The organism is Actinomyces ruminis, assembly GCF_002154335.2.
Classification (GTDB): domain Bacteria; phylum Actinomycetota; class Actinomycetes; order Actinomycetales; family Actinomycetaceae; genus Actinomyces; species Actinomyces ruminis.
In genome coordinates this window covers 1-22,795 of record NZ_MTPX02000075.1, presented here as the reverse complement: position 1 = coordinate 22,795, position 22,795 = coordinate 1, and the positions used below count along the sequence as shown (strand labels likewise).

16 protein-coding genes and 3 pseudogenes are annotated in these 22,795 nt (G+C 70.6%); 16 read left to right on the top strand and 3 right to left on the bottom strand.

The window, feature by feature from the left end; genetic code table 11:
- Positions 1-156 precede the first annotated feature (156 nt).
- Positions 157-1,389 (top strand): glycogen synthase, encoded by a 1,233-nt coding sequence (glgA, locus tag BW737_RS13570; protein ID WP_086614463.1) that lies wholly within the window; start codon positions 157-159, stop codon positions 1,387-1,389.
- Between the two features lie 200 nt (positions 1,390-1,589).
- A complete protein-coding gene (locus tag BW737_RS13565) occupies positions 1,590-3,764 on the top strand; it encodes a glycoside hydrolase family 3 protein (RefSeq protein ID WP_086614404.1) in 2,175 nt (724 codons plus the stop codon).
- A gap of 16 nt (positions 3,765-3,780) precedes the next feature.
- Here the strand turns inward: BW737_RS13565 and BW737_RS13560 are convergent, their stop codons facing one another.
- Complete coding sequence (locus BW737_RS13560; RefSeq protein WP_086614403.1) at positions 3,781-4,491, bottom strand: hypothetical protein; 711 nt, start codon at positions 4,489-4,491, stop codon at positions 3,781-3,783.
- A gap of 62 nt (positions 4,492-4,553) precedes the next feature.
- Between BW737_RS13560 and BW737_RS13555 the strand changes: the two genes are divergently transcribed.
- From BW737_RS13555 to BW737_RS13530, 7 genes are all read left to right on the top strand, one after another.
- Complete coding sequence (locus tag BW737_RS13555; protein WP_086614402.1) at positions 4,554-5,336, top strand: ABC transporter ATP-binding protein; 783 nt, start codon at positions 4,554-4,556, stop codon at positions 5,334-5,336.
- Positions 5,337-5,399: 63 nt separating this feature from the next.
- The gene (locus tag BW737_RS13550; RefSeq protein ID WP_086614401.1) at positions 5,400-5,852 is read left to right on the top strand and encodes an NfeD family protein; all 453 of its coding nucleotides are present in this window, start codon (positions 5,400-5,402) and stop codon (positions 5,850-5,852) included.
- A gap of 83 nt (positions 5,853-5,935) precedes the next feature.
- On the top strand, positions 5,936-7,036 hold the full coding sequence (locus BW737_RS13545; protein ID WP_086614400.1) for an SPFH domain-containing protein: 1,101 nt from the start codon (positions 5,936-5,938) through the stop codon (positions 7,034-7,036).
- Between the two features lie 72 nt (positions 7,037-7,108).
- On the top strand, positions 7,109-8,344 hold the full coding sequence (locus BW737_RS13540; RefSeq protein WP_257210857.1) for an ABC transporter permease: 1,236 nt from the start codon (positions 7,109-7,111) through the stop codon (positions 8,342-8,344).
- On the top strand, positions 8,226-8,861 hold the full coding sequence (locus BW737_RS18890; protein WP_257210881.1) for an ABC transporter ATP-binding protein: 636 nt from the start codon (positions 8,226-8,228) through the stop codon (positions 8,859-8,861). The genes BW737_RS13540 and BW737_RS18890 overlap by 119 nt, the downstream gene beginning before the upstream one ends.
- Positions 8,858-10,849: an ABC transporter ATP-binding protein gene (locus BW737_RS13535; RefSeq protein ID WP_086614399.1), complete on the top strand. Its 1,992-nt coding sequence runs from the start codon at positions 8,858-8,860 to the stop codon at positions 10,847-10,849. Before BW737_RS18890 ends, BW737_RS13535 begins: the two co-directional genes overlap by 4 nt.
- Positions 10,846-11,712 carry a TrmH family RNA methyltransferase gene (locus BW737_RS13530; RefSeq protein WP_086614398.1) on the top strand — a complete coding sequence of 289 codons (867 nt, stop codon included), beginning with the start codon at positions 10,846-10,848 and terminating at the stop codon, positions 11,710-11,712. Before BW737_RS13535 ends, BW737_RS13530 begins: the two co-directional genes overlap by 4 nt.
- A 665-nt stretch (positions 11,713-12,377) precedes the next feature.
- Here BW737_RS13530 and rpmB read toward each other — a convergent pair.
- Entirely contained in the window at positions 12,378-12,569 is a 192-nt protein-coding gene (rpmB, locus tag BW737_RS13525; RefSeq protein ID WP_073327266.1) for a 50S ribosomal protein L28, read from the bottom strand.
- Between the two features lie 592 nt (positions 12,570-13,161).
- Here rpmB and BW737_RS13520 point away from each other — a divergent pair.
- The 4 genes and pseudogenes from BW737_RS13520 (at position 13,162) to BW737_RS13505 (ending at position 17,830) form a co-directional block, all read left to right on the top strand.
- Positions 13,162-14,739: a DAK2 domain-containing protein gene (locus BW737_RS13520; RefSeq protein WP_257210856.1), complete on the top strand. Its 1,578-nt coding sequence runs from the start codon at positions 13,162-13,164 to the stop codon at positions 14,737-14,739.
- Between the two features lie 7 nt (positions 14,740-14,746).
- Positions 14,747-17,054 (top strand): annotated as a pseudogene (locus BW737_RS13515) (ATP-dependent DNA helicase RecG).
- Positions 17,055-17,284: 230 nt separating this feature from the next.
- The gene (locus BW737_RS13510) at positions 17,285-17,536 is read left to right on the top strand and encodes a type II toxin-antitoxin system Phd/YefM family antitoxin (RefSeq protein ID WP_086614397.1); all 252 of its coding nucleotides are present in this window, start codon (positions 17,285-17,287) and stop codon (positions 17,534-17,536) included.
- A 39-nt stretch (positions 17,537-17,575) separates the two neighbouring features.
- Positions 17,576-17,830 (top strand): Txe/YoeB family addiction module toxin, encoded by a 255-nt coding sequence (locus tag BW737_RS13505; protein WP_086614396.1) that lies wholly within the window; start codon positions 17,576-17,578, stop codon positions 17,828-17,830.
- Positions 17,831-17,899: 69 nt separating this feature from the next.
- Here the strand turns inward: BW737_RS13505 and rsmD are convergent.
- A pseudogene (gene rsmD / locus BW737_RS13500) lies at positions 17,900-18,495 on the bottom strand (16S rRNA (guanine(966)-N(2))-methyltransferase RsmD).
- A gap of 687 nt (positions 18,496-19,182) precedes the next feature.
- Here rsmD and BW737_RS20090 point away from each other — a divergent pair.
- From BW737_RS20090 to coaD, 3 genes and pseudogenes are all read left to right on the top strand, one after another.
- Positions 19,183-20,668, top strand: a pseudogene (locus BW737_RS20090) (glycoside hydrolase family 2 TIM barrel-domain containing protein); the annotation flags it as partial.
- On the top strand, positions 20,657-22,192 hold the full coding sequence (locus BW737_RS16335; protein WP_420835761.1) for a beta-galactosidase small subunit-related protein: 1,536 nt from the start codon (positions 20,657-20,659) through the stop codon (positions 22,190-22,192). The pseudogene BW737_RS20090 and the gene BW737_RS16335, both read left to right, overlap by 12 nt.
- A 122-nt stretch (positions 22,193-22,314) precedes the next feature.
- A partial coding sequence (coaD, locus tag BW737_RS13490) for a pantetheine-phosphate adenylyltransferase (protein ID WP_099330394.1) occupies positions 22,315-22,795 on the top strand: 481 nt, incomplete at its 3' end.

Below are 22,795 nucleotides of genomic sequence, written 5' to 3'. Positions count from 1 at the left end.
GCGATTGAATCGGCCGATCACCCCGTGGCGCAAAAGCTGCGCGGCGAACCCCGGTCGGCGATACTGTGTGACGTGCGACAAGGCCCGCCGGATGTGCACGGGTGCACGACCAAGAAGGAGAGCGCTGTGACCGAAGACACTAACATCAGTGACGGACTGCGAGTCGACCTACTGACCAAGGAATATCCGCCCTTCATCTACGGCGGTGCAGGCGTACACGTCAACGAGCTCGCCAAGGTGCTGAGACCGCTCGCGGACGTGCGCGTGCACGCCTTCGGCGGTCCTCGCGAGCCCGGCACCGAGGGGGCCGACGCGGGCGTGACCGGCTACCCGGAGGTGGCCGAGCTCGAGGGTGCCAACGCCGCCCTGCGTACCTTCGGCGTGGACCTGGAGATGGTTCCCGGGGTGGAGGGCGCCGACATCGTCCACTCTCACACCTGGTACGCCAACCTTGCCGGGCACCTGGCCGGCCTGCTCTACGGCATCCCACATGTCCTTTCCGCTCACTCCCTGGAGCCCATGCGCCCCTGGAAGGCCGAACAGCTCGGCGGCGGCTACGCCCTGTCCTCCTGGGCGGAGCAGCAGGCCTACGAGGGCGCCTCCGCGATCATCGCCGTGTCCAACGGCATGCGCGCCGACATCCTGAAGTCCTACCCGAACGTCGACCCCGAGCGCGTCAAGGTGGTCCACAACGGTATCGACCTGGCCGGCTGGGCCCGTCCCGACGACGCCGAGTTCGAGGCGCTGGCGGCAGACGTGCGCAGCCGCTACGGCATCGACACCTCCCGGCCCACCGTTGTGTTCGTCGGCCGCATCACCCGGCAGAAGGGCTTGCCGCACCTGCTGCGCGCGGTGGAGAAGCTGCCCGAGCAGGTCCAGGTCATCCTGTGCGCCGGCGCCCCCGACACGCCCGAGATCAAGGCCGAGGTGGACGCCGCCGTCGCCGCCTTGCAGGGGCAGCGCACCGGCGTGATCATGATCGAGGAGATGCTCCCGCATCGCGAGTTGCAGGCCGTGCTGGCCGCATCCGACGTGTTCGTGTGCCCGTCGGTGTACGAGCCTCTCGGTATCGTGAACCTCGAGGCCATGGCCATGGGGCTGCCCGTGGTCGGATCGGCCACCGGCGGCATCCCGGACGTCATCGTCGACGGCGAGACCGGCTACCTGGTCCCGATCGAGCAGCTGCAAGACGGCACCGGCACCCCCATCCACCCCGAGCAGTTCGCCACCGACCTGGCCGACCGGCTGACCGAACTGGTCATGGACGCGGACAAGGCTCAGCAGATGGGTGTGGCCGCGCGCAAGCGGGTGGAGGAGCACTTCTCCTGGACCGCGATTGCCGAGCGGACGATGGAGGTCTACCGCTGGGCGCTGGCCAACCCGCGTTGATGCCGCCGTCTTGACGGCCCGCCAGGGGGTCGCATCATGTTGAGGGCTCCGCCGCCGTTCACGGGTGGCGGAGCCCTCAGTGCCATCGGAGCGCGGATGAGCGCCCCGGACCATAATGGTTGATCTGTTAAACAAATACGTATAGGGTGGCTCCGTCCGGCACAGCAGCCGGAAGCGCGACGGAGCGATGGAGACGTGTTATGACGGCAGCCGCGGAGGCCACCACGGCAACGGAATTCACCAAGGCGGTAGAGGCGGTCAAGTCCGGGGCCGATCCCTTTGATGAGGCTGCCGCCCTGCACGATCTGCTGACCGACGACGAGCGCCTGGGGCTGCTCGACGGCGACCAGCCCTTCTGGGAGGGCATGGCCCAGATGATGCAGGTCGGCTACAACACCGTCCCCTATGTTCACGGAGCCGTCGACCGTCTCGGCATTCCCGGCACGCGCTTCGTGGACGGTCCACGTGGCTGCGTAGCCGGACGGGGGACCGCCTTCCCGGTGTCCATGGCTCGCGGCGCCACCTGGGACGTCGGACTCGAGGAACGCATCGGCGGCGTGATCGGCACCGAGGTGCGTGCCGTGGGAGGCAACTTCTTCGGTGGCGTGTGCATCAACCTGCCCCGTCACCCCGCCTGGGGCCGTATTCAGGAGACCTACGGCGAGGACACCTGCCTGCTGGGCGAGTTCAGTGCCGCCCTCACTCGCGGCGTCCAGCGCCATGCCATGGCCTGCGCCAAGCACTACGCCCTGAACTCCATGGAGAACAAGCGCTTCCAGGTGGACGTCACCATCGACGAGGCGACACTGCACGAGCAGTACCTGTCCCACTTCAAACGGGTCGTCGACGAGGGCGTGGCCGCCATTATGAGCGCCTACAACTCCGTCAACGGACAGTGGGCGGGGCAGAACCACTACCTGCTTCACGAGGTTCTACGCGAGCAGTGGGGCTGGGACGGCATCACGGTGTCCGACTTCATCTGGGGGCTGCGGGATGCCGCCTCCTCGCTCAACAATGGGCTCGACCTCGAGGAGCCCTTCGCTCAGCAGCGCGCCCGGGACCTCAGACGGCAGCTTGAGAGGGGTGAGACGAGTTGGGAGATGGTGCGGCGTGCGGGGGTGCGGCTGCTGGCCGCCCAGATCCGTTCCTACGCTTCGCGGGACCACGTCCCCGAGGATGCGGACCTGCTGGCATGCGCCGAGCACCGCGCCCTGGCCCGCGAGGCCGCCACGCGCGCCATGACACTGCTGAAAAACGACCAGGTAGACGGCGCCCCGGTCTTGCCGTTGGGGGCGGGCCTGCGGACGATCGCCGTCATCGGCAGACTGGCGACCGCCGAGAACATGGGCGACTCGGGCTCGTCAATGGTGCGTCCGCCCAGCCACGTCACCCCGCTGGAGGGCATCACGGCGGCCTACCCGGACGCCGAGATCCTCCTGGTGGAGGACGACGACCCGGACGCTGCCGCCGGTGCTGCGGCCCGGGCGGACGTAGCGATCATCGTCGCCGGGTTCGACAAGCACGACGAGGGCGAATGGGTCGGCGGTGACACGATGAACGACCCGGTACTGACCAGTCTTTTCCCGCCCCTGCCCGATGGCGCCGAAGTGCCGACGGGGCAGGCCAACGTGATCATGACCGCCGGCTACGGGGGCGACCGTTCTCGCCTGACTCTGCGTGACGTCGACGAGGAGATCATTAAGGCCGTCACGGCCGTGAACCCGCGCACCGTCGTCGCCCTCGTCGGAGCCGGCACCATCATGATGGAGAACTGGCGCCACAGCGTCCCAGCGATTCTCATGATGTGGTACGCCGGCATGGAGGGCGGACACGCCCTGGCCGATGTGCTCACCGGTCGAGCGAATCCCTCCGGGCGGCTGCCCTTCTCCATCCCCACCAGCGAGGCCCACCTGCCTGCATTCGATCGCGAGTGGACGGCGGTGACTTACGACCGCTGGCACGGGCAGCGCCTGCTCGATCGACTCGGCGTCGAGGCGGCCTACCCGCTGGGCTGGGGCCTGTCCTACACCACCTACCGTCTGGATGGGGCAGAGGTCACCGCCTCGACCGGCCAAGGTGCCGATCGTGTACTCTCCGTCCGCGCACGCGTGACGAATGCCGGGGCGCAAGACGGAATCCAGGTCGTCCAGGTATACGGCCGCGGCGGGGCACACGCCGAGGAGACCCAACTGCTCGGCTTCGCGACGTTGGAGGTCCCCGCCGGAACGACTCGGGAGGTGGACGTACCGGTGCGCCTGATGCAGCTGGGCTCGTGGGATCATCAGGCCCAGCGGATCGTCCTGGCTGACGGTCCCGTGTCGCTCGATGTCGCCTTCCACGCTCACGACCCGAATGCCGTCACGTTCACCGTCTGATTACGGGGCGGTCGGTTCAGCGCGCCCACCATTCGGTGGCGGCGGCGACCCCCTGACGGGCGGTGGCCAATAACGGTCGCAGGATGGCGGCACGCCGTTCGGCCTGCAGCGCCGTCGCCGCGGCGCCGTCGTCCTGTAGGGCCAAGGTGCAGATCGTGCGCAGCCGCAGGGAGCGCTCCAGCAGGGTGCGGCGGCGGGCGTCCAGGCTGGGCGGCAGGAGCCGCGGGTCGAGTACGGCGGTGATCACATCGTTGAGCGTGTCGGCCAGGTCGGGCCGATCGCGGGCCAAGTCCAACTGGATCAGCGCGTCTATCGCCGCCTCGGTGGCGCCGTGCACGTCGCGCCGCGCTTGGGAGGCGTCCGCCGGCGGCAGCGGCGCCGGTATTTCTTCCACCTGCCAGGCCACCGACGCGCCGGTCGCCCAGGGCACCAGTAGTACGCGCCTGCCGGTGACCGACTCGAGTACCACGCCCTCGCCGACCTCGACGGCGGCGGCCAGACCCGGCAGCGGGTCAGCGGGGGAGGGCAGCACCGCGTTTGCCCGCGCAAGCGGGCCGAAGTCGGCCACCCATTGCTCCAGAGGCAGGCGGCCCAGCCCCCAGGGGGAGGCGTCGTCGAGCGCCTCGTGTACGGAGTCGGGCCCCTGTACCACGGCCCGCCCCTGGGAGGAGGGCAGCGGTGCCCACAGGGCCAGCAGGACGGAGACGGGCAGCGCAAGGGGGTCCACGTTGCCGCACCTTAGCGCCAAGTGGTGGGACCGCGCAGTGCCGCGCAGGATAGGGTGAGCACATGACCAGCGTGCTCCGTTTTGACGACGTCTCGCTCCACCGTGGCACCACCCAGATCCTGTCCCACGTGGACTGGCACGTGGACGAGGGACAGCACTGGGTGTTGGTGGGACCGAACGGCGCTGGGAAGACCACCATTTCCCGTATCGCCGCGGCCAGGCTGTTCCCCTCCGCGGGCGCGGTAGACATCCTCGGCGAACGGTTGGGGCGCGTCGACGTGGCCGAGCTACGGCCCCGCATAGGCCTGGCCTCCGCGGCCCTGGCCGGCCGGGTCCTGGGCGGTGAAACAGCGCTTTCCGTGGTGTTGTCCGCCTCCTACGGCAGCATCGGCGTGTGGCGCGAGGAGTACGACGACTTCGACGTTGAGCGCGCCCGGGCATTGCTGACCGCGCTCGACGCCGGCCACCTGGCCGAACGGACCTGGGCGAACCTGTCCTCCGGGGAACGCAAGCGCATTGAACTCGCCCGTGCCCTCATGCCGGACCCGGAACTGCTGATCCTAGATGAACCGGCTTCCGGCCTGGATCTGGCCGGCCGTGAGCAGCTGCTGGCGGCGCTGGCCGAGATCCTGGCCGCCCCGGGCGCCCCGTCGATGCTGCTGGTCACTCACCACCTGGAGGAGATCCCCGTAGGCTTCACCCACGGGCTCGCCCTGCGGGGCGGCCGGACCGTGGCCGCCGGGCCGCTGGACGCGGTGCTGACCGGCGAGGTCGTCACCGCCACCTTCGGTCTCCCGCTGGAGATCACCAAGGACCGCGGCCGTTACACCGCCCGCGGCGCCTGAACTATCCATAGCCCCGTCCCGGCCCGCCGGGGCGCACCTACAAGCACACCAGAGGAGCACATGATGATTTGGCTTTGGTGGATCGGAGCCGCCCTCGTGCTCGGCGTCATCGAGACGGCGACGGCGGACCTGACGTTCCTCATGCTCGCCGGTGGCGCGCTCGGCGGTGCCCTGGCCGCCGCCCTGGGCGCCCAGGTGTGGGTGCAGGCGATCGTTTTCGCGGTGGTGGCGGCACTGCTATTGCTCGCCGTGCGTCCCTGGGCCAAGCGGCACCTGGCCGCCACCACCCCCGAGATGCGCACCAACGCCGAGGCCCGCATCGGCCGTTCCGCAACCGCCCTGACCGTGATCGACGCACGCGACGGCCGCATCAACCTCGACGGCGAGGAGTGGAGCGCCCGGCTGGCCGACACCCCCGAGGCCTACGGCTCCAACTCCGCCGGGCACGTTGACCCCGGGGCGGGCGTACGCGTGGTCGCCATTGACGGGGCCGTGGCCGTCGTCGTCCCCCAATAGCCGTCCCGAACCCAGCGCGGCCAGTAACGATTTGCCGCACATTCGCGTAAGCTGCCGATCACAACCGACCGAAAGGCCCAACGGTGCTAGAGACCGCGATCCTCGTCATTCTTGTACTGATACTGCTCCTGGTGATCGTCGCCCTGTTCCGGGCGGTGCAGATCGTCCCGCAGTCCTACGCCATCATCGTTGAGCGCCTGGGCAAGTTCCAGGCCGAATACGGTGCCGGCATGCACCTGCTGGTGCCCTTCATCGACCGGGTGCGCACCACCGTGGACCTGCGTGAGCAGGTCGTCTCCTTCCCGCCGCAGCCGGTGATTACCTCCGACAACCTGGTAGTGTCCATCGACTCGGTCATCTACTACCAGGTCACCGACCCCAAGCGCGCCACCTACGAGATCGCCAACTACCTGCAGGCCATCGAGCAGCTGACCGTCACCACCCTGCGCAACGTCATTGGTGCCATGGATCTGGAGCAGACGCTCACCAGCCGCGACCAGATCAACGGCCAGTTGCGGGGTGTGCTGGACCAGGCCACCGGCCGCTGGGGCATCCGCGTGTCCAACGTCGAGCTGAAGTCCATCGACCCGCCCGCCTCCATCCAGGGCGCCATGGAGCAGCAGATGCGCGCCGAGCGCGACCGTCGCGCCGCCATTCTGACCGCCGAGGGCGTCAAGCAGTCCCAGATCCTCACGGCCGAGGGTGACAAGCAGTCCGCGATTCTGCGCGCCGAGGGCCAGGCCCAGTCCGCCATACTCAAGGCACAGGGTGAGTCCCGCGCCATCCTGCAGGTGTTCGACGCCATCCACCGCGGCAACGCCGACCCCAAGCTGCTGGCCTACCAGTACCTGCAGACCCTGCCGAAGATCGCCAACGGGTCGTCGTCAAAGATGTGGATCGTACCCACCGAGTTCACCGCCGCGCTGGACGGCATTGCCGGCGCCCTGGGCGGCAAGTCGGCCGCCGGCGGACCCGGCTCGGCCGCCTTCAACACCGACGCCGACGAAGACGTGAAGGTGGACGTCTCCGGCATGGAGACGACGCTTGACATCGCCGGCGACCTCGCCGAAACCAGCCTGCAGGCCCCCGAGGAGGCGCTCGCCCAGGCCCGCGGCGAGGCCGCCTCCGCCTCCCAGGAGGCCGAGGCGTCCGACGATGTGCCGCCGTCGGGCCGGGGCGCGTGAGACGCGCCCCAACCCTGTGCCGACAGTGAAATAGGCGCCTGCTCCGGGGGCGGTGCGCGGTAGCCTCTCCAGGTGCTGCTTAAGACACTTCGTCATTACCTCAGGCCCTACGCGGGCTCCTTGGCGATCGTCTTCCTGCTGAAGATCATCGAGACGATCGCAGTTTTATCGCTACCGACCCTCAACGCCGACATCATCAACGACGGCGTGGTCACGGGAGACACGCACAAGATCTGGTCTCTCGGCGGGCAGATGCTCGCCATCACCGTGGTTCAGGGCATCGTTGCCGTCATCGGCACCTACCTGTCCTCCAGGGCGGCCATGGGACTCGGCCGCGAGATGCGCAGGGACATCTTCAACCATGTCCAGCGCTTCAACCTGGAAGAGGTCTCCCGCTTCGGCGCACCCTCCTTGATCACCCGCTCCACCAATGACATCCAGCAGGTGCAGATGGTCGTGTTCATGGCCAGCACCATGATGCTGATGGCGCCGATCATGCTGGTCGGCGGCACCGTCATGGCGCTGCGAGTGGACGTGCCGCTGTCCGCCCTGCTGCTGGTGCTGATCCCGCTGCTGCTGGTGGTGGTAGGCACGCTCATGAGCCGCCTGCTACCGCACTTCCAGGTCATGCAGTCCCGCATCGACCGGGTGAACCTGGTAATGCGCGAGCAGATTCAGGGCGTGCGGGTTATCCGGGCCTTCGTGCGACAGAAGGAACGCAGGCAGGTCTTCACCGAAGCCAATGACTCCTTGACGCGTACCTCGATGAGTATTGGCCGCCTGTTCGCCATCCTGATGCCGTCGGTGACCGTCATCATGAACCTCGCCTCCATCGGCGTGATGTGGTTCGGCGGGCTGCGCATCAACGACGGGCAGATGGAGGTCGGCGACCTGACCGCATTCCTCAACTACATCATGCAGATCCTCTTCTCCGTGATGATCGCCGTCATGCTGGTGACGATCCTGCCGCGCGCCCAGGTCGCCGCCGGTCGCTTCCAGGAGGTCATGGCCGTGGATCCCGCCATCAAGCGCCCGCGAACCCGGTCCATCTACCGCATCCGGCGGCCCTGCCGGTACCCGGGGCCGCCGCGTGAAACTGGACAACGTCACCTTCCGCTACCCGGGTGCCGACTCCCGCGTGCTGGCCGAGATCAACATCGACATGGCTCCCGGCACCACCACCGCCTTCATCGGCTCCACCGGCTCCGGCAAGACCACCCTGGCCAACCTGCTGCCGCGCCTGCTGGACGTGACCGACGGATCGGTGAGCGTCGACGGCGTCGACGTGCGCGACCTGGACCCGCATGAGCTGCGGGAGAACGTCGCCACCGTCCCCCAGAAGGCCTACCTGTTCTCCGGCACCATCCGCTCCACCCTGCTGCACGGCCGGCAGGACGCCACCGACGCCGAGCTGTGGGACGCCCTCGAGGCCGCACAGGCGGCCGGATTCGTCCAGGCCCTCGACGACGGCCTGGACCACGAGGTGGACCAGGGCGGCGTCAACTTCTCCGGCGGCCAGCGTCAGCGCCTCGCCATCGCCCGGGCCCTGGTGCGCCGGGCGGGCGTGTACGTCTTCGACGACTCCTTCTCCGCCCTGGACTACGCCACCGATGCCCGGCTGCGCGCCGGACTGCCGCAGGCCACCGGCGGGGCGACCATCGTCGTCGTCGCTCAGCGCGTCGCCTCGGTGCGCAACGCCGACCAGATCGTGGTCCTCGACGAGGGCCACGTGGTTGGAATCGGCACCCACAACGAACTCATGGACACCTGCCCCACCTACGCAGAGATCGTCCTATCCCAGATCAGCGCCGAGGAGGCCGCATGAGCCACGGACCTGGGCCCCGGCGGGCCCCCAACCAGAAGGCGAAGAACTTCCGCGGCACTTGGCGTCGTCTGCTGCACGAGCTGCGTCCCGAGCGGCTGCGTATCCTCGCCGTGATAGTGCTGACCGCAGGATCGGTGGTGCTCAACGTCGCCGCCCCCAAGGTCATGGCCCGCGCCACCAACGTCATCTTCGAAGGCGTGCTGGGCAAGCTCCTGGCCAACTTCGGGCTGCCCGACGGACTGTCCGGAGACGAACTGGCGCAGGTGCTGCGCAGTGCCGGCCAGGACACCTACGCGGACATGCTCTCCGCCTACGACGTGGTCGTCGGCCAGGGCCTGGACACCCACGCCCTGATGGTGATCCTGCTGCAGACCCTCACCCTGTACCTGCTGTCCGCTCTGTTTATTTGGGCTCAGGGCTACATCCTGGCCGGCGTCATCCAGCGCACCGGACGACGCATGCGGGCCGAGGTGGCCGCCAAGCTGGACCGGGTGCCGCTGTCCTACATCGACCATGGTTCCCGCGGCGACATGCTCTCCCGCGTCACCAACGACGTCGACAACATCACCCAGACCCTGCAGCAGACCCTCTCGCAGGCACTGAACTCCATCATCACCGTCATCGGCGTGTTCACCATGATGCTGACGGTCTCCGTGCAGCTGTCTCTGATCTCCCTGGCCACCCTGCCGGTGGCACTGATCATCACGCTGCTGATCGCCTCCCGCGCCCAGCCGCACTTCACCGAGCAGTGGGACGCCACCGGCGACGTGTCCGGCGTGGTGGAGGAGGCCTTCACCGGACACGAGGCCGTCGCCCTGTTCAACTCCGAGGAGACCTTCAACGCCCTGTTCGAGCAGGAGAACAACCGCCTGTACAACGGCTCCTACAAGGCCCAGTGGATCTCCGGCACCATCCAGCCCGCCATGCGCGTGGTCTCCAACCTGAACTTCGTCATCATCGCCGTGATCGGCGGCGTCAAGATCACCAATGGGCAGATGACGCTGGGCGACGTACAGGCCTTCATCCAGTACTCCCAGCAGTTCACCCAGCCGATCACCCAGCTCGCCTCCATGGCCAACCTGCTGCAGTCCGGGGCCGCCAGCGCCGAGCGGCTGTTCGAGATCATGGATGCCCCCGAGGAGGACGACACCGCCGTCCGCGCCCTGCCCGAGCGGGTAGCCGGCCGCGTCGTCTTCGACCACGTGAAGTTCTCCTACAGCCCGGACACGGAACTGATCACCGACCTGAATCTGACCGTTGAGCCTGGACAGACCGTCGCCATCGTCGGCCCCACCGGGGCCGGCAAGACCACCCTGGTGAACCTGCTGCTGCGCTTCTACGACCCGCAGGCTGGGTCAATCACGCTCGACGGCGTGGACACCCGGGAGCTGTCTCGCAACGAGTTGCGCGAGCAGATCGGCATGGTGCTGCAGGACACCTGGCTGTTCGAGGGCACGATCGGGGAGAACATCGCCTTCGGCGCCTCCCACGCCACTGCCGAGCAGGTGCGCGAGGCCGCCCGGGCCGCTAGCGTCGACCACATCGTGCGCTCCCTGCCCGACGGCTACGACACGATCATCGACGACTCCGGAGCGGGCGTTTCCGCCGGCGAGAAGCAGCTGATCACCATCGCTCGCGCCTTCCTCGCCGACCGGCAGATCCTGGTGCTGGACGAGGCCACCTCCTCGGTGGACACCCGCACCGAGCTGCTGGTGCAGAAGGCCATGGTCGGGCTGCGGCAGGGGCGTACCAGTTTCGTGATCGCCCACCGCCTGTCCACCATCCGCGACGCCGACACCATCCTGGTCATGCAGCACGGCGACATCGTCGAGCAGGGCAACCACGAGACCCTCATGGCCGCCCGCGGCGCCTACTACGAGCTGTACCAGAGCCAGTTCGCCGGTCCGGAGGGCGAGGACGAGCCCGCCGTTCAGGCCGACCCGTTGCTGGCCGCGGTGGGCCGAGACGCACGGGGCAACCGCCTGTGATCATCCCGCTCGAGGTACTCGAGGACGCCACAGACCCCCGCCTGGCCGACTACACCCGCCTGACCGATGTGGCGCTGCGGCGTCGCCTGGAGACCGAGCGCGGCCTGTACATGGCCGAGTCCACCAAGGTGATCACCCGTGCGGTGGCTGCCGGGCATACCCCGCGCTCCTTCCTCATGGCGCCGCGGCACTGGGAGCAGATGCGTCCGGTGATCGCTGCGGCCGCCGGCTGCGGCGGGCGTGACGACGGCGGTGAGGTGCCGGTCTTCATCGCTCCGGAGGAGACGCTGGAGACCCTCACCGGATTCCATCTGCACCGCGGCGCGCTGGCGGCCATGCACCGCCCTGCCCTTGCCGGCGTGACCGAACTGCTGGCGGGGGCCCGTGGCGGGGCGGGGGCGCGGCGCATCGCTATCCTGGAGGATCTGGTCGACCACACCAACGTGGGTGCCGTCTTCCGCAGCGCCGCCGCGCTGGGGATCGACGCGGTGCTGGTCACCCCGCGCTGCGCGGACCCGCTGTATCGGCGCAGCGTGCGCGTGTCCATGGGCACCGTCTTCCAGGTGCCGTGGACGCGCATTGAGCGCTGGCCCGTCCTGGATGAGCTGCACGCGGGCGGCTGGACGGTGGCGGCCCTGGCCCTCAGCGATGACTCGATAGGTCTGGACGACTTCGCCGCCGCCCCGGCATGCACCGATCCGGAGGGAAAGGTGGCGGTGGTGCTGGGAGCCGAGGGCGACGGACTCAGTCACCGTACGATCACCGCCGCCGATGCGGTGGTGCGCATTCCCATGGCCGGGGGAGTGGACTCGCTGAACGTGGCGGCGGCCGCCGCCGTCGCCTTCTGGGCACTGCGGGCATAGCTTCGAGACCCGGTGGCGAGTTGTCGGTGTGAGCGGGTTTGCTTGGGGTCGGGGTTTTGGTTGGTGTGGTGTGGGAGGGTCGGGGTGGTTGTGGTCTGGGAGGTTAATCCGGGGCGGTGCTTGACTCTCGCGGGTAAACACGCTCCGGGCGGTGAGGACACCGTCTCACACGGGCAAGGGCCCTGGCCGGTCTGCCATACCCCGATGAGAGGGGGAAGCCCGGCTCCACCACCACTACACGCCCAGCGGCGGATACACACCACCCGCCGAACCTCGGTCGCCGGGTCGCCTGATGCTGGGCCGCCTGCTCCTGTCTCCGCTCCCGGCCATGCCTGCTTCCAGGCCTGCATCGACTGCGCATCGACGCCGCACCGTCCCGAGTTTGGACCCCTTACGTCGGTTTGGACCCCTTACGTCGGTTTGGACCCCTTACGTCGGTTTGGACCGCCCACGCGGCACACAACGACGGTCCAAACAGACTTACGCGGTCCAAACAGGGGCAAGCGGTCCAAACCGGGGAGGTCGGCAGCGGGCATCCCCGCGACACGCCGGTCTAAAGCACCACGCTCGCACCGATAACCCAGGTCGGTAGGGCGAAAGAGAAGGCCGCCGTCCGCGGGTGCGGGACGGCGGCCTCAAGTGCCCTGCCAGCGGGCGGCACGCGCTCAGATGTTGCGCGTTACCTTGCCGGCCTTGAGGCAGGACGTGCACACGTTGAGGCGCTTGGGGGTGCCGTTCACGAGAGCACGTACACGCTGAATGTTCGGGTTCCACCGGCGGCTGGTCCGCACATGGGAGTGCGAGACGCTCTTGCCGAAGACGGGGCCCTTGCCGCAGACGTCGCACACAGCAGCCACGGTTCCACTCCTGAATCTTCTTGGTGTAAGCGCGCGAGCCTTTTGCCCGGCGCCGGGTCTACCGCCCGGCGACACGGGTCGCGGGCAACTCCAGCACTTTAGCGGAAACGGCCCGCCGCCCCAAGCGGAGCGGGTATGGACTCGCGCACACGCCGCGGCGCCCGCAGCAGCACAAAGCCCCGTTAACCACTAATCTGACCTTAGGTCCGCAGTCGCCGGTGCGCCAGTCCCGGCGCACCGGCCGTTGACGCGGTTCGGCATTGCGCGGGCAACGAGCACAGGGAAGGAGTGGCGTGGCAGATCGCACAGGTGCCGGTGACGCCGGCGCATCCGGCATCACCGCGCCGCTGCTGCATGCCTGGCTGAACGCGGCCCGGTCGGTCGCCGAGTCCACCCGCGAGCTGGTCAACTTCCTCAACGTCTTCCCGGTCCCCGACGCCGACACCGGCACCAATGTCCTGCTCACCGTGCGCTCCGCCTGCGACGCCCTGGCGCTTCTGCCGCCCGGCGCAGACCTCGCCCAGGCCGCCCGCGCCGCCGCCGACGGCGCCGTCCGCGCGCCCGCGGCAACTCCGGTCTGCTCATCTCTCAGGTGCTGGCCGCCCTGGCGGACGTGTGCGCCGAGGCTCCCGACCCCACGGTGCTGCGCCCGGTCGAGCTGGTACACGCCTATGAGCGCATCGCCACCACCACCTGGGCCGCCGTATCCCGGCCGGTGGCGGGCACCCTGCTCACCGTCGCTCAGGACGCCGCCGCCGGCGCCCGCGCCGCCCTTGTGGAGTCCACCGCCGCCGCTCCGGCGAGCGTATCGACCGTCTCCGCCTCCGCCGCTTTCGGCGCTCAGGAGTCCGTGGTGGAGACCGCAGGTCTGGGACACGGCGCCGTCGACGCCGGCGGGGCCGCCCTCATGCTCATGTACACCTGCCTGTCCGACACCATCGACGCCGGCCCCGCGGACGCCGTCTCCGGGACGAGGCCCGCCTCCCCGGGCGCGACGGCCGTGTCCGTCCCGTTCGCGCTGCCCTGCACCGACGTGGCCCGGCAGATGCTCGATGATCTGGTCGCCGGCGCCGCCCACGGTGCCGGGGCACGCGACGACGCCGATTCCTTCTCCACCGGCGAGTTCGAGGTCATGTATCTGTTGGAGGCCACCGCCGCCCAGGCCACCGAACTGCGCCGCGACCTGGAGACGATCGGTGACTCCGTGGGTGTGGTTGGCACCCCCGATGCACTCGGCGTGGGCATGTTCCAGGTCCACGTCCACACCGACACCCCCCGGGCCGCCCTGCCCCGCCGCGGCCGCGCCCGCCAAGTCTGCATCCACCACCTGCACCCGACAGCGCTCGCGCTGGCCCCCGCCTGGGAGGCCGACGAGCCGCCCCTGCCCACCTCCGCCCCCGCCGACGGCCGCGTGGTCTCCTTCGAGCGCCTCGCCGCCCGCCGCGCCCAACGCGACCCGGATACCGCCACCACGCCACCCGCCGACGGCCCGCACCGTGTCACGCGCCCCGCCCCTCACCGCGTCGGGGTCATCGCCTGCACCCGTGCTCCCGGCCTGATTGAGCAGTTCGCCCGCACCGGTGCCGTCGTGGTGCTGGACCCCGAACGCGACGGCATCGTCCGCGCCGCCGGCGACCTCGGCGCCACCCAGGCCATCGTCCTGCCGTGCGACCCGCAGGCAGCCGCCAGCGCGCACGAGGCGGCCCGCTTCCTCGCCGCCCGTTCCGCCGTCTCCTCCGTGCGCGGCGCCGGGGACGGCGAGACCGCCCGCATCGTCCCCGAAGGCCTGCGCCTGCTAGTCTGCGACACCGACGACGAGGCCCGGGTCCTGGCGGCCGCCGTCGCCGTGGCCGGGCAGACAGAGCACACCGAACTCGGCGAGCTGGCTACGCGGGCGGGCGGCGTCGCCGCGGCCGTGCGCACCACCGCCCTGACCGGCCCGGACGCCGAGGCCGACGCCGTCGCCGCCACCCTGACCGCCGCACTGCGCCCTGACGACGAGTTGGTCACCGTCATCCTCGGCCGTGACGCCCTGCCCGACGTCGGCGCCATGGCCGCCGCGGCCGTCGCCCGCTACACCGAGCGGCAGGGCTTTTTCCCCGACAGCATTGAGGTCGTCGTCCACGCGGGCGCCCAGTCGACCCCCGACGTCCTGCTCGCCATCGGGTGAGCCGCCCATGACCGCCACCCCCGGTCGCGCCCGCCGCCCGCGCGGCGCCGTGCCTCTGCTCGACCGCCCCCTAGACCGGCTGATCGGCAAGACCACCGCCACCCAGCTCGCCAAGCAGGGCATCACCACCCCACGGGGGCTGCTGCGCCTGTTCCCACGTCGCTACGACACCTGGGGGGACCTGACCGACCTGCGCACCCTTAAGCACGGCGAACAGGCCACGATCCAGGCGCAGGTCGTGCACGCCGCCGCCCGCCGCACCCGCTCCGGCCGGCCGCCGGCCCTGATGGAGGCCACCGTCACCGACGGGGTAACCACCATGGGGCTGGTGATGTTCGGCAACCCCGGCCAGATGCAGCACCACGCCGCCCAGCTCGCCCCCGGCACCACGGTGCTGCTGTATGGCAAGGTCGGGCTGCACCACGGTCGCCTGCAACTGGCCAGCACCCGCTTCCAGGTACTCGACGAGCTCGACGACGTCGAACGCGAGGCGTTGCTGGCCCGCCCCATGCCCATCTACCCGGGCACCGAGTCCCTGCCCTCCTGGCTGGTGGGGCGGGCCGTGCGCACCATCCTGGACCAGATCGGCCCCGCGGACGTCCCCGAGCCGCTGCCCGAGCCGGTGCGCACCGCCGAGCGCCTGGTGGACGCCTACACCGCCTACCGGTGGGTGCACACCCCCGAGGACGCCAGCCAGTGGCGCGACGCCCGCCGCCGCCTGCGCCACGAGGAGGCCTTCGTGCTGCAGGCCGCCCTGGTGCAGCGACGCGTTCAGCACGCCGCCGAGCATACGGCCGTCGCCTGGCCCCTTCCCGGCAAGGAATCCCTGCTGGCCGACCTGGACGCCGCCCTGCCGTACACGCTCACCGCCGGGCAGGCACGCGTGGTAGACAGATCGCCGAGGCCCTGAACTCCACCATCCCCATGCAACTGCTGCTCCAAGGCGACGTCGGATCCGGCAAGACCCTGGTCGCCCTGCGTGCCATGCTGCAGGTGGTCGACGCCGGTGGGCAGGCCGCCCTGCTAGCACCCACCGAGATCCTGGCCGCCCAGCACCGCGCCTCACTGGAGGCCCTGCTGGGGCCGCTCGGGCGTGCGGGCATGCTCGACGGCGCACCGCGCGCCACCCGCGTCCGCCTGCTGACCGGATCCACTTCGACCGCTGAGCGTCGCCAGCTGTTGGCCGACCTGGCCGCCGGGGAGCCGACCATCGTGGTGGGCACCCACGCCCTGCTGTCCCAGACCGTGCAGATCCCCTTCCTGGGGCTGGTCGTGGTGGACGAGCAGCACCGCTTCGGCGTCGCCCAGCGCGACGCCCTGCGCGAACGCGGCGGCGTCACCGACCCGGTCACCGGCACCCAGCGCACCCCACACCTGCTGGTCATGACCGCCACCCCCATTCCACGCACCATCGCCATGACTATCTTCGGGGACCTGGACACGGCCGTGCTCGACGAGCTGCCCGGCGACCGCCGGCCGGTCACCACCACGCTGGTGCCCTGGACGCGCGAGCCTGGGTGGAACGCATCTGGAGGCGCGCCGCCGAGGAGGTGGCCGCCGGCGGACGCGTGTATGTGGTGTGCCCGCGCATCGACGGCGACGACTCCGACGCCGCCGGGGACGACCAGGAGGAGCCGGAGCCCCCGGACGCGCTGCTGGACGAGGGCGGGGAGTTGGTGCAGGAGGCGCCCCCGGCTCGGCCGCCGGCCGCCGTCGTCGACTGGGCGCAGCGGCTGGCCGCCGAGCCGGCGCTCGCGGGCCTGGGCATCGGCACTCTGTCCGGGAGGATGAGCGCCGCGGAGAAGGATGCCGCCATGGCGGACTTCATCTCCGGACGCACCCCGGTGCTGGTGTGCACCACCGTGGTGGAGGTGGGCGTGGATGTGCCGGCCGCCTCCATGATGGTGATCCTGGATGCCGACCGCTTCGGCCTGTCTCAGCTGCATCAGCTGCGTGGGCGTGTGGGGCGCGGTGAGCGGGAGTCCGTGTGCGTGGCGGTGACCGGGGTGGAGGTCGGATCGCCCGCCTACCACCGGCTCAAGGCCTTCGGAGACATCGGCGACGGCTTTCAACTGGCGGAGGCCGACCTGGAGCTGCGCAGCGAGGGCAATGTGCTCGGCGCTGCCCAGTCGGGGCGGCGTAGCGACCTGGATCTGCTGCGCGTGAGCCGTGATGGTGCGCTCATCGCCCGGGCGCGGGAGCAGGCGGAGACGATCATCGCCGCCGACCCGATGCTGGCCGAGCATCGGGATCTGGCCGCCGCCATCGCCGACCGGCTGGACGAGGAGGCCGGCGCCTACCTGGAGCGGTCCTGACGCGCCGGGCGCGCACCGGTGCGGGGCCAGCGGGCCGGATCGGTCCGGCCCCGGCTCAGGAAGGTTTAGCGTGCGGCGGGCTTTTCACCGGACGTGGCGCCGTCGTCGGCGGACCTGGTGTCGCGGCTCGTAGCGGGCGGGATTGGTAATGGACATTGCCGTCCCGCTCCACCAGCCGGTACCATAAACCTGTACCACTTGGTTTCGGCGTCGCTCATTGGGAGGTTGCCATGTCGATCAGTGCCACCGAGGCGCGGCGCGCCCTCTTCCCGCTGATTGAACGGGTCAATGCGGACCGGGACGCAGTTGAGATCGTTTCCCGCCGCGGCAACGCCGTGCTCATGTCGGCTGACGAGTACGCGGCCTGGCAGGAGACCGCCTACCTCTTCCGCTCACCCGAGAACGCCCGCCGCCTGCTGGATTCCTATGAGCGTGCCCGCGCGGGACGGGTCGAGACCCACGAGCTCGACCTCGACGACTGAAGATGAACCACGCGGCTGCGCTCGCTTGGTGATGGTTTCATGAGGCTCGTGTGGGAGGCGTCCGCCTGGGAGGACTACTGCTACTGGCAGACGGCTGATCGCCGTACGCTAAAGCGCATCAATGCGCTCATCGCCGCCTCCCTGCGCGAACCCTTCGCCGGTATCGGCAAGCCCGAACAGCTCAAGTACGGGGCACCCGGCGCCTGGTCCCGGCGGATTACCGAGGAGCACCGACTGGTCTACCTGGTCGACGGTGAGGACCTCATCATTTTGCAGGCCCGCTACCATTACTGACCCTTGTTGCCCCGCCGCCACGTGACGGCGGGTGCAGTTTCCTCGTGAGCCGCCGCGTCTCGGGAGGGGTCAGTGCTTGGCGGGCTCTCCACCGGACGTGGCGTCGTCGTCGGGCTCGGCGAACCAGAGCGTGGTCTCCCCGTACTTGCGCGTGGAGAAGCGGCGCAGGCCCGCCGGCCAGGACGGCTCGGGGGAGCGCGAGGAGCGCTCGACCACCACCACCGCGCCCGGTGCCAGCCACGGGTCCTGACGGCGGGACAGCGGCGCCAGCATGGCCGCCAGCGTGGCCTCGTCGACGTCATAGGGCGGGTCGAGCAGGACCAGATCCACGGGCGCGCCCGCCGGCCCGGCCAGGAAGGCCTCCACCTTGGCCGTGGCGCTGCGCACCCCGGCAAGGCCGAGGGCGCGGATGTTGCGTCGCAGATGCGGGTGGCGCGGCGGGAGACGTCCACCAGGGTGACGTCGGTGGCCCCGCGGCTGGCGGCCTCCAGGCCGAGCGCGCCCGAGCCCGCGCACAGGTCCAGCACGCGCGCGTCGGCGATGACGCCGTAGTGCTCCAGCCGGCCGAACAGGGCCTCGCGCACGCGTTCGGAGGTGGGGCGGGTGCCGGCCGCGGGCACGTCGATCCGGCGTCCGCCGGCACTCCCGGCCACAATCCTGGTCATGGGGCGAGCCTAGAGGATCGGCTGTCGACGCTCGCAAGCCCCAGTGCAGGTGCCATCCCCGGGATCATTGTCGCAAATGGTCACAAACGGCGGATTCGGCTGCCCGAGTCGAGTCCAGAACCGCATGATTCCAATGATTGGCGAATTGCGATTCGGGGCGGGGAGTGCGTTTGTGACCGTTTGCGACAATGCAAGTCACTCTGAGCGCGCCGGGAGCTCGTCCGGGCTGTGCGGGGCGCCAGTAGGCTTGCCGCGGACACGCGACCACACAGGCGGCGCCGTTCCAGCGAGGCCGGAAGGGAAATACATGTCGGACACGTCAGCAACCGTCGCCACCGGGCTGCGGGGACCGCAGTCGGACGCAGTGCGCGAACTCTCCCATGACTGGCTCCTCCCCACCGTGCCCGGGCCCGGCCGCGGCCGCCATCTGCCGCCGCGCGCCTGGGTCGCGCCCGAGGACACGAACGCACCCAGCCTCAGCCTGAACGGCACCTGGGCCTTCCGTCTGCACTCCCAGGCGCACCCCGAGGGCCTGGACGAGCGCGGCGAACCCATCGCCCCCGACTTCGACCCCGCCGACGCCGCCCTCGGCCCCTGGGGCCAGATCGACCTGCCCGCCCACTGGGTGCTCACCGGCGAAGGCGAGCGTGGCCTGCCTGGTACACCAACGTCCAGTACCCCATTCCGGTGGACCCGCCTTATGTGCCCGACGAGAACCCCACCGCGGACCACGTGCGCACCTTCACCCTCCCTGCCGACTGGTCCCTGGAAGACTCCGGCGCCCTCCAGGTGCTGCGCCTGGACGGGGTGGAGTCCTTCGCCTCCGTGTGGGTCAACGGCACCTGGGTCGGCACCACCCAGGCTCGCGCCTGCCCTCCGAGTTGGACGTGACTGGGCTCCTGCGTCCCGGGGAGAACACCGTGGCCGTGCGGGTATCCCAGTGGTCGCCGGGAACGTACGTGGAGGACCAGGACCAGTGGTGGCTGCCCGGCATCTTCCGCGACATCACCCTGCTGCGCCGGCCCGCCGGGAGGATCGACGACGTCTTCGCCCACGCCGACTACGATCCCGCCACCGGCGCCGGTACCCTGGAGGTCGACGTGGCCGCCCCGCCCACGGCTTTTCCCGTGCGGGTCGAGCTACCCGAACTGGGCCTGGACGCCGAACTGACCGACCCCGGTACGGCGCGCCTGGTCGCCCCCGCCGTCGAGGCCTGGAGCGCGGAGGCCCCGCGCTTGTACGACCTGGTGATCACCGCCCGGGAGGAGACCGTGCGCCTGCGCACCGGGTTCCGCCGCCTGGAGGTGATCGACGGGCAGGTGCGCGTCAACGGAACGCGCCTGATCATCGCCGGCGTCAACCGGCACGAGGTCAATGCCCACCGCGGCCGGGTCTTCGACGAGGACTGGGCGCGCGCCGACCTGGCGGCCATGAAGGCCCACAACGTCAACGCCATCCGTACCTCTCACTACCCACCCCACCCGCGCCTGCTCGACCTGGCCGACGAGGTCGGCCTGTGGGTCATGGACGAGTGCGATCTGGAGACCCACGGCTTCGAGGCCCACGGCTGGTGCGGCAACCCCGCCGACGACCCCGCCTGGCGCGACGCCTGGTGGACCGTGCCCGCCGCATGGTCGAGCGCGACAAGAACCACCCCGCCATCCTGCTGTGGTCCCTGGGCAACGAGTCCGGCACCGGCCGCAACCTGGCCGCCATGAGCCAGTGGATCAAGCACCGCGACCCCGGCCGCCTGATCCACTACGAGGCGGACTTCGCCGGCGCCTACACCGACGTCCACTCGCGCATGTATCCGACCCTGGAGGAGGTCGAGGCCGTCGTCGGACGCGGGCAGGAGACCGTCAGCGGTGCGCTCGTCGACGTCGACGCTCCCGCCAGCACGCCGGTGGCCGTGCCCGGGCACGCCGCCGCGAACCTCGCCCCCGCGCAGAACGCGCACGTGCGCACTCTGCCGTTCGTCATGTGCGAGTACCTGCACGCCATGGGCACCGGCCCCGGCGGCATCGAGGACTACACCGCGCAGGTCGAGCCCAATCCCCGCCACCTGGGTGGATTCGTGTGGGAGTGGCGCGACCACGCCCTGGTTGACCCCCGCCCCGAGGCCGCCGGAGCCCTGCGCTACGGCGGCGACTTCGGAGAACCCGTGCACGACGGCAACTTCGTGTGCGACGGGCTCGTCTCTGCCGACACCACGCCCAGCGCCGGCACCACCGCCTGGGCCAATGCGGTCGCACCCGTCCTGGCCGCCTGGGCGGGCGAGGCCGGGAGCCTCGGCACGGTGCGGGTGCGCAACCGCTTCCACACGCGCGCCACCGCCGCACTCACGCTCGCCTGGCAGGTGACTGTGGAAGTGTCCACCGCCGACGGCCTCGCTCTGGCCGTAAAAGACCCCGGCGCAGCCGCTCATGTCGGAACGGATGGCGCCGCCGCCCCGGCCGGGCTCACGCTCCTGGGCGCTGCCGCCTCCGGCGAATGCCCGCTGCCCGAACTCGCCGCGGGGGAGGAGACGCTGTTGGACGTGCCCGAGCTGGCCGATGCCGTTGCCCGCGCCCGGGCCGCCGGCCGTGCCGTCCACGTGCTCACCGCCGTGCTGGACCCGCTTATCCCCGGGGTGGCGGACGTCGGCCCCCGCCAGGTCGATCCGGTCGACGGCGCCCCGCTGCTGCCCCAGGTGGCCTGCACCGACGCCGCCGGACGCCGAGTCATATCCACCCGGGAGGCGACCCTGCCGGCCCCGTCCGCGCCGGCCGGAACCGGCCGCCCGACAACCCCAGGCCGTTGCGAGCCTCCGGTCCGGGTGCGCGGTGGCATCGAATTAGGGCCCGCCCGCCTGGACAACTGCGGGCGGCTCCTGGAGCTGGGCGGGCTCGACGTCGTCGGCCCGCTGACCACCGTCTGGCGCGCCCCCACCGACAACGACGAGGGCCACGGAGCCATCGACTACTGGCAGGTGCCCCCGAGCCGCACCAACCTCGGTGCGGGCGGCGGCCGCCCGGGCCCCTCGGCGGCCGACCGCTGGCGCCAGGCCCGCCTGCATCTGGCGGCCGAGCGCCACGTGTCCACCGTGGTCGAGGACGACGCCGTCGTCGTGCGCAGCCGCGTCAGCGCAGCCGAGCAGGCATGGGCGCTGGAGACCACCACCACGTTGACCGCCGTGGCCGGCGGGCTGCGGTTGCGCACGCAGATCATCCCCACCGGGGACCTGCCCGCCGTGCTGCCCCGCCTGGGGGTACGGCTGGGGCTGCCCGCGGACCTGATCCACGCCACCTGGGCCGGCACCGGCCCCGCGCCCGCCTACGCGGACCTCGCCGGAGCCGTACGCCACGGTGTCTTCACCGGCGACGTGTCCGCGCTGTGGCAGCAGCCGGTGCGGCCCCAGGAGGGCGGTACCCGGCCCGGACTGCGCCGTCTGCAACTCGACGGCGACGCCGGGCGCCTGACCGTCGTGATCCCCTCCACGGCCCCGGTCGCCTTCTCGCTGAGCCCGTGGAGCCTGGAGAACCTCACCGCCGCCGATCACGTGGAGGAGCTGTGCCCCGACACTCACCTGTGGCTGCACCTGGACGCCCTGCACCACGGCATCGGTACGCGCTCCTGCGGCCCGGACGTGCGCCCGGAGGCCGCCGCCGCGCCCCGGCCGGTCGTCGTGGAGGCCTGGCTGGGCGTGCAGCCCGCCTGATGCCGTAATCCCGGTTGCCGCCCCCTCGGCCGGCCTCCTGGCTGCCGGCCGGGTGCCTGCGCCGACTCCCCGGCTTCGGCGCGCGTCCCCACCCGCCGGGGCCGTTCCGCTAGCCTCGCAGCGTGACGCTCGCCGTGTACCCCGGAACCTTCGACCCGATCACCCTCGGGCACGTCGATGTGGTACGCCGCGCTGCCAGCGTGTTCGACCGCGTCATCCTGGGCATCGCCCATAACGCCGCCAAGGACTCCTCCCGCCTGTTCAGCATTGAGGAGCGGGTCGCCCTGGCCCGCCTCGCCCTGGTGGACATTCCGGGGGCGGAGGTCGCCGTGGTCCCCGGCCTGCTCGCCGACTTCTGTGCTCGGCGGGGCGCGGACGCGATCGTCAAGGGCCTGCGCAACGGCACCGACTTCGACGCCGAGGTGCCCATGGCCCTGCTCAACCGGGAGCTGGGCGCCCCCGAGACCTTCTTCCTGGCTGCCGCCCCCACGCATGCGCACGTGTCCTCCTCGCTGGTCAAGGACGTCGCCCGCCACGGCGGGGACGTTTCCGCGCTCGTGCCCGCGGAGGTCGCCGCCGCGCTCGCCCGCGCCTTCACCGCCC